We start from the raw sequence: 13,257 nt of genomic DNA on the forward strand, positions 1-13,257 counted from the left end.
TTAAAAATGAGCTTATAAAATTTTGTAGGCAAGACCCAGTGAAAATTCAGCACCACGGCGGTACTGGCGGTAGACATAGGTGGCGCCATGATACCGGCCGTTATTTCCGGCGTTCGTATATACCTGCTTATAGTCGGGGTCCAGCACATTTTTCGCAAATCCTTTCAGCAGAAAATATTTCCCTAACTGTTGTGTGAATACCAGGTCGAGGACGGGTACGGGACGGTCAAAGATATCGGGTGTACCATCCAGCTGCACCTGTACCAGCCTTGCCCCGACTATATTGAAATTGCAGGATATATTGGTTTGTGTGGCCGGGTTACTGTAATCCAGTGCGGTATTGATGGAATACGGCGCCTGCTCAAATACCGGACTGGTGGCTGGTGAGCGCCGGTCATTGATACGCGAGGCTTCCAGACGCTGCGGATTTTTATCAATACGGCTCACCGCCATCATGATATTGGTATTAAAGAAAAAATACTTCAGACGCGGTGCGATAAACCCCAGGTTACGCCGCAGTTCAAATTCAAGACCATACACACGGCCTTCGTTCGGGTCATTCTGAAAATTGATCAGCGGAAATTCCGGCGAGGTAGACAATGTTCCCTGCGATTTATAGTTAAAGACTTTCTGCAGCTGGTGGCGGATAGATTTTGAAAAAGCAGATACCGCCAGCACTTCATTCGGCGCCGTAAACCATTCCCAGCGAAAGTCCAGGCTGCGCGTAAGCTGGTTCTCCAGCCCCGGGTTCCCTCCCACTACGGCAAACTGAAACGGATCAAAGGCATAGATGTTGGTCAGCTCCCGCAACTCCGGCCGTGCCAGCGAAGTGCTGTAAGCCAGCCGCACATTCATGCTGCCGGTAACTGCATAGGTGATGTTGGCGGAATAGTAAGGCTTATAATCCACAGTATAGTTGGAAAACGGCCTGTCGGTGAGGTTGCGTATTTTAACGCCCGGCAGGTTGGTCATCAGGTCCAGCGCCGGCGGCATATACACCTGGCTGGTATCTACGGCCGCTTTAATCACGGTTGACTCAAACCTCACGCCACCGGTTACACGCAGGCGGGAAACCGGGCGTACATCTGCCATCAGGTAGAATGCCCTCGTTTCATAGGAGCCGGTGTAATTATTGGGCGACTTCTTGATCTGGTACAGAAAGCCGCCTGCCCGCGGCTGCCCTTCTTCATCATAGGCGCCGGGATCTTTCAGCCCGATGTAACGCGTGGATACCAGGCGGTCTATATCTCCCTTTACGCCGGTGAGCAGATCTCCGCCGCCCCCCAGACTGCTGCCGGGTAATCCCAGTATATTCTCCCGGTAATCGCGTTCTCTTCTGAGAAATGCTCCACCGATTTTTATCACCTGCTGTAAACCTTTTACAGTAAAGGGTTGTGTCAGGTCTACCCTGGCATTGTAATTATCTTCGTAGAGCTTCCGGTACTGCCTGCCGTTGGGGTCTGCAATAATGGCGCTGGAATAATCGTTTCCCAGTCCGTGTGTAAGACCGGTTACAAACGCATAGGTATCCGTTCCTATGCCCGCGCCGCCGGGTGTTATCTGCTGTGCCGAACGCATCACCGCGTAGTTGCTGGAGCGGTAATCCGGTTCATCCTGCACCGTTTTTGATGTACTGAGATTATACGTGATGCGCGGCGACCATTCCTTATCCAGCAGCTTATGTTCACCCTGCAGGTTGTAGGTATCAAAGGAGCGATAAGTTAATTTCAGCTGATTGATGACATTATACACCGGGTAATTAAGCCCTGTATTTTTCCACTGTCCGGTCAGGTTGCTGGCGATTGCTTCTGCCCCGCGGCTGCCTACAAACTGGAATTGCAGTACATGCCGCGGATTGAACTGATAGGCAACGCCTATTAGTCCGCCGTAGTTAATGGTCCGCTTGCCCGTATTTTCATTATACCCGATGTAATGCCCCAGCCGCGGATATGCCGGTGTGATGAAAGACGGAATATGCAGCTGGTTGAAAATCCGGGGGGAGCCCGTCACCACACCCTGATACAGGCTGTACTGATTTCTTTCTGCGTTATAGATATCTTCATAGCGCTGGTAATAATTGGCGCTGACCACAAGGCCCAGCTTATGCCCATTGAACACCTTGTAGGAATCACCGAAGGAGATACCGTACAGCTGATTGGGACTTGCCTTCCTGTAGCTGGTGGTCAGTACGGGATCAATGCGCTGCATGATACTGTTGATGCGCATAGCTTCCTGCGCCATGGCCGGGTTATTACGGCTCTGAATAAAAAGGTCCTGCATCTGAATCAATCCGCCGGGATATTGTGCAGACAAACGCATGAAGTCGTCCTGCAGCCCATGTTTTTTTACTTGCTGTCCCCAGAAGCCGGTATTATCATTATAGAATCCATTGTATTTTCCGTTTACCCCGATGTTGGAGTTAAAGCCCGCCTGGGCAATGACTTCCAGCGTGCGGCGTGTGGGTACTGATTTTGTTTTCAGTTCCACGATACCTGCGGAAGCATCGGCGGCTCTGTCCGGGGAAAGTGTTTTGTATACGGTGATATTGTCCAGCAGGCCGGCAGGAATAAGGTCCAGCGGCACGGCGCTCCGGTCGGGGTCTGCAGAGGAAAGCCGTGCGCCGTTCAATTCTGCAATCACGCTGCGGTCACCGAGTCCGCGTACCGCTACATACTTATCGTCCGTTACAGATACACCCGTAACACGTTGCAGGGCCTGTACGGTGGTCACGCTGGCCGTTCTTTCTATCTGCTGGGCGGAGATGCCATCGGAAACAACCGCCGATTTTCTCCGTTCCGACAGCAGGGAAGCATCGGTATTATGATTTCGTACAGCCGATACCGTTACTTCGCTGAGTTTGTTTTTAGTCTGCACCAGTTTAATGTTCAGAAAGGTATTGCCGGATACCGCCACCTCCCGGCGGTCGTAGCCTACATGGCTGATAACGAGGACTGCATTGGCGGTTGCACCGGGCAGACTGAATTGTCCTTTCTCATTGGTGGCTGTTCCTTTACGGGAATCAATGGTAACTACGGTAGTACCGGGCAGCGGAAAACCATTCTCTGCATCGGTTACAACACCGTTAACAACAATACTGCTGCCGGCCGGCGACGGCTGTATTTCTTTCTTACCATCTGCTTTCAGGATAATTTTTACGGGAGAAAAAATACTGTACTGAATACCGGTCTGCATCCGGATGGCTTCCAGCACCTCCTGCAGCGAAACAGACAGCGAATTGAATTTCACCGATTCCGTTAACTTTCCCATCACTTCACTTCCATAGGAGAAGCGGACACTGGTTTGCGATTCGATGGACTTTGCCAGTTCAGCTACTGTCAGCGTGGATTTCCGCAGCTGAATACGTTGCGTTGTTTGTGCATGTACCCGCAACATGAACATGGCCGCCAAAAAAATGAAAATAAAATGCCTGATAATTTCTTTGTGCTGCATTATAATTGTTTCTACAGTTTATTTGTTGGATGTATGGTTCCGTCAGTAGATAATAATCTGCTGCCCGGTGATGCGGTACTGACAACCCAGTATACCGGAGAGCAGACGCATGGCCTCTGCGGCAGGCAAGCCCGCTTCAATCTGCATGGTTATCTTTTCAGATGCCCATCTTTCATGATGCAGGGTTACCGGAATGCTGTACCATTGACTGAGCGTTTGCAATACTTCCGGCAACGGCGTCTGACTGAATGCCAGCGGACCGTTCCACCAGCTGCAGATGCCGGCAGCATCCACACTGTCTACACGGGCAACGGGCACTTGCTCAGATACGTCAACGCAGATACGTTTATTCATCTGCAGCGTTGCCAGCTGCCGGCCGTTACAGGAAACGGCTACCTTACCGGTGCGCACTACCACCGCCGGGCGTGTACCGGATAAGGTATTTACTTCAAAAGAGGTTCCCAACACGCGCGTTTCCAACGCGCCGGAAATAACGTAGAACGCCCTTTTTTCATCAGGCACCACTTCAAAGTAAACTCTTCCGCTGGCTTTTATTTTTCTGTCGGACAGGTTAAAATGATCGGGGATATGAATGGAGGAACCGGGGAACAGGCTTACTGTTGAGCCATCCGGCAATACATAGCGGGTAACGCTGCCGCTGCCGGCAGTAATGGTAGTATAGGCAGGTGATGTATGCTGATATGCCGGCAGCAGACGCCGGATGATGGCAGCAGAGATGATAACAAACAGCAGCGCAGCGGCAATTCTCAGGAAGCGCTTTCTGTTTCCTTGATGAGCAATACGCAGCGGCGGCGTCTCCGGTAAACGCTCCCCGGCGCTGATACGCGCCAGGATATTGCTCCGGAAGTATTGAGCCAGTTCTGCTCTTTTGTCCGGCGACAGCGCTTCACGGCCATCTTCCGGATCGTCGAGCCATCGCTCTACCAATCGCTTTTCTTCTGCAGCAGCTTTTCCTGCCAGGTATTTGTCAATCAGAATTTCCAGTTCAGATAATTTCATATAACTACGCTTATCTACATGCGTAGGAAACGCGTTACTTTAACTAGCCTGACTGTATTACGAAATTGTTAACAACGGAAAAAAGGATGGTTACGCTTAGAGGCGACTGATGAAAATAGCCGCCAGTACAACTTCTCCAAGCCCTATCTTGACTTTGGTGATAGCGGTATTGAGCTGGTTCCGGACATTCTGTTCCGATAACTGCAGCTGAGTCGAAATTTCCCGGATAGAAAGATTCTGCTCCCTGGCCATCCTGAATATCTGTTTCATCCTGGCCGGCAGCTTCTCTTCTTCCTGTTTCACCAGCTGATCTATGTCCCTGGCTTCCATCGGTAACAGCGGCTCCTCAAATGCCGGTAATATCACCTGAGTAAGCAGGTCCAGCTTCTCTTTTAATTTGATAGAACGGGAGATAAACGATAACAGTTCATAACGGGTCATGCTGAACAGGTAAGCCTCCACGGAGGTCTGTATATCGATCTGATGCCGCTTCAGCCAGCAGGTAATAAAAATGTTCTGTATAATATCTTTGGCGTCGTCTTCTGATTGTATCTTTCTGTAAGCAAATAAATAAAGCCTTTCCCAATACCTGTTGAATAACAGGTTGAACGCCTGCACGTCGTCCTGCTTTATCCGGCGGAACCATTCCATTTCCTGAACAGCATTCATAAAAGGGGGATTTTGACAGGCAAAGGTAGTGAGGGCGGAGAAGGAAGCGTTTTATATAATTATTAATTCTGGGGGAGTTTGGTTGGGAATTACGAATTGCGAATTACGAATTACGAATGTAGAGGCGAAGATTAAAACGAAGATTAATAGAGATGTTAATAGTTATCTCCTTTAATCTTCGTTTTAATCTTCGCCTCTACATTCGTAATTCGCAATTTGTAATTCGTAATTTACAACTAAATATTTTCCATCATTTTTTTCAGCTGCGCTTCCAGCTCCTCATTATTCTGTGGCGTATTACCTACCAGTTTAATGATAATACGTCCGTCGCGGCCGATCAGGAATTTGGTGGGGAAGGCTTTCACATCGTAGTTGTCCAGTACGCCTTTATCTTTTTCGGTGCTGGTATTTTCATTGATAACATTGAGCCAGGTCATGTTATCTTCATCGAGTGCCTTGGTCCATTTGGCGTAGCGGGTAGCAGTATCGCCTCTTTCATTGGACACGCCCAGTATTTCAAAACCTTTATCACGGTAACGCGCATACGTTTCCCGCAGGTGCGGATGCGTCATCCGGCACGGGTAGCACCAGCTGCCCCAGAAGTCCAGCAGCACTACCTTTCCGCGGAGGTCAGACAACCGGATGGTTTTGCCGTTTCTGTCTTTCAGCACAACGGGCGGCGCCGGCATGCCGGTTGCAATCTTGCGTGCTTTCTCCAGCCTTATGCCATAGGCTTTTCCTTCCGGCGATGCTTTCAGTGCAGGCAGCATCTGTTCATATACAGGTCCTATTACGGCAGGATCTATTTTAGTGCGGGTATATTCTGCCAGCAGATCCAGCATAATACCGGTTTTCGGGTGCTGCTGTATAAAGCGTAGCTGTGCTGCTTTTTCCTCTTCACCGGTAGCCGTCATCTTACGGGACACGATGGCAATGGCGGCCTTGTCATTTGCCTTGTAGGCTGCTTCACGCTCCTTACCATAGGCTGCATCTGCCCTGTCATTGATCTCATGCAACTCTTTACGCAGCTGCTGCCGGTCGTCTTGCGCAGCAGATCCGCTGATGATGGTTTCATACAGGTTTTCTTTGCTGGTGGCGGTAAGACTGCCAGCATCTAAATAAAAAGTACATTCAAACGGTTTTATGAAATGCGTGGTATTGTAATACTGTAACGTACTGTCGGCGACCTTCAGGTACAATTTTGCTTCTGCAGGATACTGCAGCTGTCCGCTGAAATGATACTTTGTTCCCTCCAGGCGGCAGCTGTCAAGGATGGTTTTGTGCTGCTGCCGATAGGTCAGGTAGACAAAATCACTGACAGCATAGGTGGTCTGCTGTACGCTGCCCTTCAGCGTAAACTGCTGTGCGATGGCTGTCTGCAGCGGCAGCAGACATATGGCTATACAAATTTTCTTCATGGCATATTATTTTATTCTTCATTCATGGGCATCTCCGGATTGAAGGATAGTACACTCAGCGGTATCTGCAGCGTATACCTCGGACTTTTCGGAGCCAGGGTAGCACGGATAGCATTATCAGCTCCGTAGCGGTATACTGTTGGCATCTTTCCTTCCGCGTTCAGGCGACGCATGTCTATCCAGCGGAAACCGCGGAAGGCCAGCTCAAAGCCGCGTTCACGTATAACGAGCTGCAGGGCTTCTTCCTTATTGCCGGCTGTCAGTGCTGCCCATTTATCTTTGCGGATACGGCATCTGCGTATATCATCCAGCTGCTCCAGCGCTTTCGGAATATCTCCGCTGCGGGCGGCAGCTTCCGCGATAATCAGTTTCATTTCTTCTACCGATGTGCCATAGCTTTGCACAACGGCGGCATTAGGATCAAATAAGCTGATGCCTCTTTTCTTAAAGCTGAAATCTTCCAGTTTAGTATAAAAGAAGCGCAGGCGCAGGTCGCTGGTATCAAACTTCTTCAGAAAATCCAGGGTGGGAATTTCAGTGTAGGATGCGTTGGTAGAATAGCGCGCATATATCTCCACTGCCCGCTGCGCCATGCCCGGAATAACTTTCCCGGAAGCCAGCGTATTATAATCGATGAGCGGAACGGGTTTGTCACCCAGCGCCAGTGCAGCATACTTTGCGGCGTCGCTGTAACGTCCCATATACAGGTAAGTTCTGGCGAGCACGCTGTAACCTGCTGCCACAGAGCCTCTGAAGCGGCTACCTGCATTGTTTGCCGGTAGCCCCGGCAGGGCTTCGTTGATATCTGTGATGATACGATTATAGATATCCGCAACAGTACTGCGGGGAGGTGTTTGGGCGGATAAGTCCGTAGAAGTCACGAAAGGCGTGGCCAGGTCAGTAGCGGCGGTAGCGGCATTGTAAGGCTTCGCATACAGGTTCACCAGGTAGAGATATTCAAAAGCACGTCCCAGCAAGGCTTCCGAGCGAATCCTTTTTTTACTCTCCACCGTGCCGTTGCCTGCCAGCTCAATACCGGTCAGCACTGCATTGAAGCGGTAGATATTGGCATAATGCCTGCCCCAGAACAACGGATCTACCTTCGTATCGTTGGTATACTGGCTGGTCCAGAGATATACCAGGTCTTCAGGTCTGTCTGGCACCTGCGGCATGGCTGGCGCATCGGATTCATCTGACAGCAGGTTCAGCTCACGTGCACCACTGGCTGTCAGCGTCTGGCTGTTCAGAAACAAATCATAGTCGCTGACATTGGTCAGTATTACTTTTCCCTTAGGCGGTACGTCCAGGTATTTTTTGCAGGAAGCGGCGGTCATCACCAATCCTGTCAGTATGTATATAATCCGGATTTTTTTCATGGTTCGTCATTTAGAAATTGGTGAATAAGCCGATGGTAAATGTAGGTACCAGCTTTCTGCGGGCGAAGCTGCCGGTAGCCACGCTGTAATTGTATTTGTTAAGTCCTACTGTCAGCAGGTTGCTGGCCTGCAGTTTCAGTTCAAAGCTGGAGAAGCCCATCTGACGGATCTTCTTCACCTTACGGAAGTCGTAGGACACGGTTACATCGCGTAATACAAAATAGGCGCCGTTGACCACATACTTGTCTGCATAATTGTAGACATAGGTATGGTAGTTATTATAGATGGCATACGGATACAATCCCATCACATCCGTCGTTTTTTCATCGCCGGGTTTACGGAAATAGTTCTCGCTTCCTTCCAGGGGGCGTGTAGCGTAAACAGACGGTGAAGGCACCCTGGTTTTAAATCCGCCGTAGTAATCAATCATGCAGTACACATAAAAATTACCGATGTCCACGCGGTTACTTAAACCGGCTGTGATAGCGGGGATGCTGTTGCCGTTATATACCAGGTCGTTGAAACCTTCATCCAGTACGCCATATCCCGGCCGTTTGATTTTTCCGTTCACATCGTACATCAGCGGCAGGCCGGTGGTATCCAGCCCGGCATAGCGGTAGCTGAACATAGCGCCTACCGGGTAGCCCACTACATAGTTGTTGGAGAGGAAGTTGTAAGAGAATTGTTTGTTGTTGACATACAGCGCCTGCACTTTGTTGATGTTGCGGGAGATAGCCAGACCTGTATTCCAGTTAAAGCCTCTGCGCGAGATCCAGTCGGCATGCAGGTTCAGTTCCACGCCGTCGTTTCTGATAGAAGCGGCGTTGAGGACAGCACTGCTGGCGCCTTTGGTGGGATCTATCTGGGAGGAGGCCAGCAGGTCCTTACTTTGGCGGAGATAGTAATCCAGGCTACCGTAAATTCTTCCTACGAAACGAAAATCCAGTCCCGCATTCAGGTTCTGCGTCTGTTCCCAGCGGAGGGCGGCATTTTCCATGGAGGCCAGGTCCAGGGAAGTGGAAGCCGGCGACGTTCTCAGGTTACTCGCATACTTCGCAACAATCTGCGGGATACTGGCTTTGGAGGTATTCCCGTTAAACCCATAGGCAGCACGCAGCTTCAGCGCATCTATCCAGCGGACATTATGCAGGAATTTTTCCTGGTCTATATTCCACGCAGCACCCATTGACCACAGCGGTTTATAGCGGTATTTCGGATCTGTACCGAACAGATTGGACTGATCGATACGTACGCTTCCGGAAACTGAGTATTTACCCCGGAAGGCATATACGCCATTGAAATAACCGGACACGAAGCGATCGTCTGTAAATCCTTTATTGAAGAGCCTTTCATAGCTGAGACGCGGGTTACCGCCGGCAAACGGCGATACCCAGTAACCGGTGAATATTCTTCCGTAGTTAACCGGCAGTTGCAGCAAGGTCTGATCGTTATACCCGAAAGTAGCGCTGGAAGAAGATTCTGTAGTTACCTTCCTGTTTTCCGCACCCAGTATAAAGTTGAAGGAATGCTGGTTGCTGATGACTTTATTATAATCCAGCTGAGCGCGCAGCGTATAACTCAGGGTATTGATACCTGTCTGGTTAATATATCCGCCCATAGGAATATTGAAGATAATGCCCGTGGGTCCCTGCTCTGCATACTGGTTTACATACTGCCTCGCTTCTGATGACCGCTCGCTGGCATAATGTTTCAGGTCATTGCGGGAGTTCTCATAGATACCTCCGAAACGCAGACTGAATCCATGTCCTATCTGGTAGCTGAAATTAGCGATGATCTTATTGTTGACAGATTTATTGAGATCGCTGATTTCATTGACATCAATCAGCGGATAGGCCAGGTTATCATAAAGACCAAGTTTCTTGATGGAATCATTGAATACCGGGTTCATACCGGAGCCCTGAAAAATAGCGGCAGGATTACCATTGTTGTCTCTGAAACGCTCATAACCGTATACATTCATAAAATCCGGCACAGGCGCTACTTTGCCGCTTGTTTCCAGGTAGTCGGTAGTCAGTTCCAGGGACAGGCGTTTATTAAACCGGTAGGTACCGCGGCCTGACAGTAAAAAGCGGTTGTTGCTGTTATTGATTTTAGCGGCACGGTTGCCGGTGTAGTTGGCGGAAACATAATAGGTAGCGCGTTCCGTACCTCCGGAGATATTCATATCATACTGCTGGGTGAAGGCGTTGCGGAGAAACAGCCGGCTGTAGTCCGCAGCGTTATCATATGCGCCCATCGCCGCGAAACGTTGCTCCAGCTGGTCCTGCGTAATAAGCCCCGCCTTTTTGTCCAGCAATATTTCATATCCCGGCTGGTAAATAGAATACCTGTTTTTATAGTAATCCCAGTCTACCGGTATATCTGCGCCATCTTTGTAGCTGTCGCGCAGGTAGTTCAGCTTTGCATTATTGACGCCGAGGCGGTAGGTGCTGTAATTCTCCTTGCCGGTAATGCCCATGGTGGTGCGAAGTGCAAACCTGGTACGGCCTATTTCTGCCTGTTTACGTTCGATGATGATAACGCCGTTGGAGGCACGCACGCCATAGATGGTGGCGGCAGCTGCATCTTTCAGCACTGTCACGGATTTTATCTCATTAGGGTTGATCGCATCCAGCGATAACTCTGTAGGATAACCGTCTACTACAATCAGCGGCTGTTTGTTGGCAGAGATAGTAGACAGACCCCTGATCTGAAACAGGGCATTATTCTCAAATTTCAGGTCATTGTTAATCAGCACCCCCGGCAATTTGTTCTGTATACCGGAGAGGAAGTCGGTACTGATACGGGATTCATACTCTTTGGTAGTAATAGCCGCGATGGCGCCGGTACTTTGCTCCGGGCGTATGCGCTGATAGGCGGTGCTGACTTCCACCACACCCAGGTTATGCCTGCCGGCGCGCAGCACCACTTCTTTCATACCCGACAGTTCATCTGCGGTAACAGATACCGGATCATAGCCTACACATGATATTCTCACCATAGCTTTGACCGGCACGTTCCGCAACGTATAGGCGCCGGTGTTATTGGTGATGATACCGGAGCTGTTCACCTGCACGGTAACATAAGGCAGCGGCAATCCGTTTTCATTCCTGACTATCCCCTGCAGGTGCACTACAGGACCGGATTGCAGCAGGGGGCTCGTTTTTTTGAATACCACGATGGTTCCAGCCACCGTTTTGTAATCAAGGCCGGTGTTATCCAGCATCTGGCGGATGACTTCTCCCAATGGTTTGCTGACAGCATGTATGCTTACCTCTTTCCATTCGTTCACTTCCTGTACAGGAAAAGAAATTTTACACCCCGCCTGCTTTCCGGCTTCTGTCAGCAGCTCCGCCAACGGGCGGTTTTGCGCAGACAGGCTGATAATTTTCTGTAAATGCTGGGCATGACTTATCAGTACATGCATGGCCAGTAATAGCAACAGGCATACTCTCCTCATGATAAAGGCTGGTTTGGTTGATTTTTGAAATACGGTAAATGGATAATTACATTCCCGATATAGTCACATGATTATCGTTGACAGTATAAGTGTACCCTAAAGTGGTGCATACAATGTCTAATATTTCGTTGATGGATTCAGTTCCGTAAAATGCATCGGTGATGGTCACTCTTCTGGAGGTATCTACCTGCCTGTCGAATGACATCTGCAGCTGATAGCGTGCTGCCAGTCTGCTACAGACAGCCTCCAGGCTTACATCATTAAACAGCAGGTCCCTGCCTATCCAGGTTACCTTGCGGGCAGTATTGAGCTGTACCGCTGCCGGGATTTCCGGCCGGGGTTGCTGCCATACCAGCTCCTGGTCTTTTGTCAGGATGGCTATTTTCCTGTTTTCATTCTCCACTCTGACCTTTCCGCTGGCTACAGTAACGGTAACATGACCGGTAGTGGTTTCTGATTTAATATTAAAGGTGGTACCCAGCACATAGGTATATACGCCGGCAGCTTTGATGATAAATGGTTTGCGGGCATTGGTCCGGACATCGAAGAAAGCCTCACCACTGAGTTCCACTCTTCTTGCCTGCTGATTGAAAGCTTCTGCCAGCGTGAGCGTACTGCCTGCGCGCAGAAGCACAACAGAACTATCCGGCAGCTGTAGATGGCGGTCATAAGCTACCGGTTCGTTCATTCCGGGTAAGGGCGCTGTAACTGCCGGTTTTACCACGGTAGTATGATAGGCCACGGGGCGGCGGGCGGTACGGAAATAACCAGCCGTAATGAAAACGCCGGCTGTCACGGCAGCAGCAGCCACAGCCCGGTATAACCAGCGATACCTGCCGGTACGGCGGGCACGCAGTGTAAACTCATTGTATTTATCCCTGAGATAGTCCGGCTGCTGTACATCCCATTCCGGCGCAGTGTCCGTATCACCCAGGGAGGCATACCAGGCGTGCAATGCATCCTCCTCTGCCTGGCTGCATTGCCCGGCATGATATTTCTCCAGTATTTGCCTTAATTCTTCCTGTTGCATAAACACCTGATATAAGTAAGGACGAAGCAATGATGCCTTACCGTTACTCCGTCAACAAATATTTTTTTACATCATCTGAAGACAGTCTGTTGATATGACGCATGAACACAGCAGAACCGTTAGTCCGTATCAAGATTTTTTTTACCTGCATTTTATTATATCTTTAGCCCGAACCGCTGAGGAGAAAATGTTGAGCGTACATCACACAGATATTTCAGACCAACAGTTGTTATCGCTTTGGGAAAGCGGTGACGAAGAAGCGTTTGCACAGATCTACCGGAGATACTTTCCGCTGCTGGTCACTACGTCCTACCATAAAACCAGGGATCGTTTCCTGGCGGAAGAACTGGCGCAGGAAAGCATGCTGGCCTTCTATCACCGCAAGGATCACCGCATCGAAAATATTCCCGCCTATCTGCAGATTATATTGCGGAACAAAATATATGACCATTTCCGCAAGGCCCTCATCAGCAAGCAGCACACCGCTGCCGCCATGCAGCATAAGCCTACTACCACAGAAGATCCCTCCCTGCCCCTCTATCATGCCGACCTGGTAAAATCCATGCGGCAGAAAATCATGGATCTCCCCCAGCAATGCAGAACCGTATTCCTGCTGAGCCGCGAAAGAAATATGTCGAACAATGAAATCGCCGCTGCGCTGGGTATATCTGTCAATACCGTAGAACAACACATGCGCAAAGCCCTCAAACGCCTGCGGGAAGGAGTACTCATCCTGCTCGTGTTATTATTTTCCTGAACATCATGCTGCGCACTACATAGACATTTCTTATTTCCCTACAACAAATTATATATAGTTTCTATACCACTATCAAT

The 13,257-nt window shown here is 49.7% G+C and carries 8 protein-coding genes; 1 reads left to right on the forward strand and 7 read right to left on the reverse strand.

Annotated elements, in window-relative coordinates; translation table 11 throughout:
* Positions 1 to 12: 12 nt before the first annotated feature.
* The 7 genes from GWG06_RS18225 to GWG06_RS18255 form a co-directional block, all read right to left on the reverse strand.
* Positions 13 to 3,450 (reverse strand): TonB-dependent receptor, encoded by a 3,438-nt coding sequence (locus GWG06_RS18225; protein WP_160714929.1) that lies wholly within the window; start codon positions 3,448 to 3,450, stop codon positions 13 to 15.
* Between the two features lie 42 nt (positions 3,451 to 3,492).
* Positions 3,493 to 4,470 (reverse strand): FecR family protein, encoded by a 978-nt coding sequence (locus GWG06_RS18230; protein WP_160714931.1) that lies wholly within the window; start codon positions 4,468 to 4,470, stop codon positions 3,493 to 3,495.
* 96 nt (positions 4,471 to 4,566) lie between these two features.
* Entirely contained in the window at positions 4,567 to 5,139 is a 573-nt protein-coding gene (locus GWG06_RS18235) for an RNA polymerase sigma factor (protein ID WP_160714933.1), read from the reverse strand.
* 236 nt (positions 5,140 to 5,375) lie between these two features.
* Positions 5,376 to 6,557 (reverse strand): TlpA disulfide reductase family protein, encoded by a 1,182-nt coding sequence (locus GWG06_RS18240; protein WP_160714935.1) that lies wholly within the window; start codon positions 6,555 to 6,557, stop codon positions 5,376 to 5,378.
* Positions 6,558 to 6,568: 11 nt separating this feature from the next.
* The gene (locus GWG06_RS18245; protein ID WP_160714937.1) at positions 6,569 to 7,933 is read right to left on the reverse strand and encodes a RagB/SusD family nutrient uptake outer membrane protein; all 1,365 of its coding nucleotides are present in this window, start codon (positions 7,931 to 7,933) and stop codon (positions 6,569 to 6,571) included.
* A 10-nt stretch (positions 7,934 to 7,943) separates the two neighbouring features.
* Entirely contained in the window at positions 7,944 to 11,393 is a 3,450-nt protein-coding gene (locus GWG06_RS18250; RefSeq protein ID WP_160714939.1) for a SusC/RagA family TonB-linked outer membrane protein, read from the reverse strand.
* A gap of 46 nt (positions 11,394 to 11,439) precedes the next feature.
* The gene (locus GWG06_RS18255) at positions 11,440 to 12,423 is read right to left on the reverse strand and encodes a FecR family protein (protein ID WP_160714941.1); all 984 of its coding nucleotides are present in this window, start codon (positions 12,421 to 12,423) and stop codon (positions 11,440 to 11,442) included.
* A 187-nt stretch (positions 12,424 to 12,610) separates the two neighbouring features.
* On the opposite strand from GWG06_RS18255, the gene GWG06_RS18260 reads away from it, so the two are divergent.
* The gene (locus tag GWG06_RS18260; RefSeq protein ID WP_158631636.1) at positions 12,611 to 13,180 is read left to right on the forward strand and encodes an RNA polymerase sigma factor; all 570 of its coding nucleotides are present in this window, start codon (positions 12,611 to 12,613) and stop codon (positions 13,178 to 13,180) included.
* Positions 13,181 to 13,257: the final 77 nt, after the last annotated feature.

It is taken from the genome of Chitinophaga solisilvae (genome assembly GCF_009928525.1).
Taxonomy (GTDB): Bacteria; Bacteroidota; Bacteroidia; order Chitinophagales; family Chitinophagaceae; genus Chitinophaga; species Chitinophaga solisilvae.

Bases quoted from the DNA above. Each gene is read 5' to 3' on its own strand.
- GWG06_RS18260 (WP_158631636.1), top strand. From the start codon at position 12,611: ATGTTGAGCGTACATCACACAGATATTTCAGACCAACAGTTGTTATCG.
- GWG06_RS18240 (WP_160714935.1), bottom strand. From the start codon at position 6,557: ATGAAGAAAATTTGTATAGCCATATGTCTGCTGCCGCTGCAGACAGCC.
- GWG06_RS18235 (WP_160714933.1), bottom strand. From the start codon at position 5,139: ATGAATGCTGTTCAGGAAATGGAATGGTTCCGCCGGATAAAGCAGGAC.
- GWG06_RS18245 (WP_160714937.1), bottom strand. From the start codon at position 7,933: ATGAAAAAAATCCGGATTATATACATACTGACAGGATTGGTGATGACC.
- GWG06_RS18255 (WP_160714941.1), bottom strand. From the start codon at position 12,423: ATGCAACAGGAAGAATTAAGGCAAATACTGGAGAAATATCATGCCGGG.
- GWG06_RS18225 (WP_160714929.1), bottom strand. From the start codon at position 3,450: ATGCAGCACAAAGAAATTATCAGGCATTTTATTTTCATTTTTTTGGCG.
- GWG06_RS18230 (WP_160714931.1), bottom strand. From the start codon at position 4,470: ATGAAATTATCTGAACTGGAAATTCTGATTGACAAATACCTGGCAGGA.
- GWG06_RS18250 (WP_160714939.1), bottom strand. From the start codon at position 11,393: ATGAGGAGAGTATGCCTGTTGCTATTACTGGCCATGCATGTACTGATA.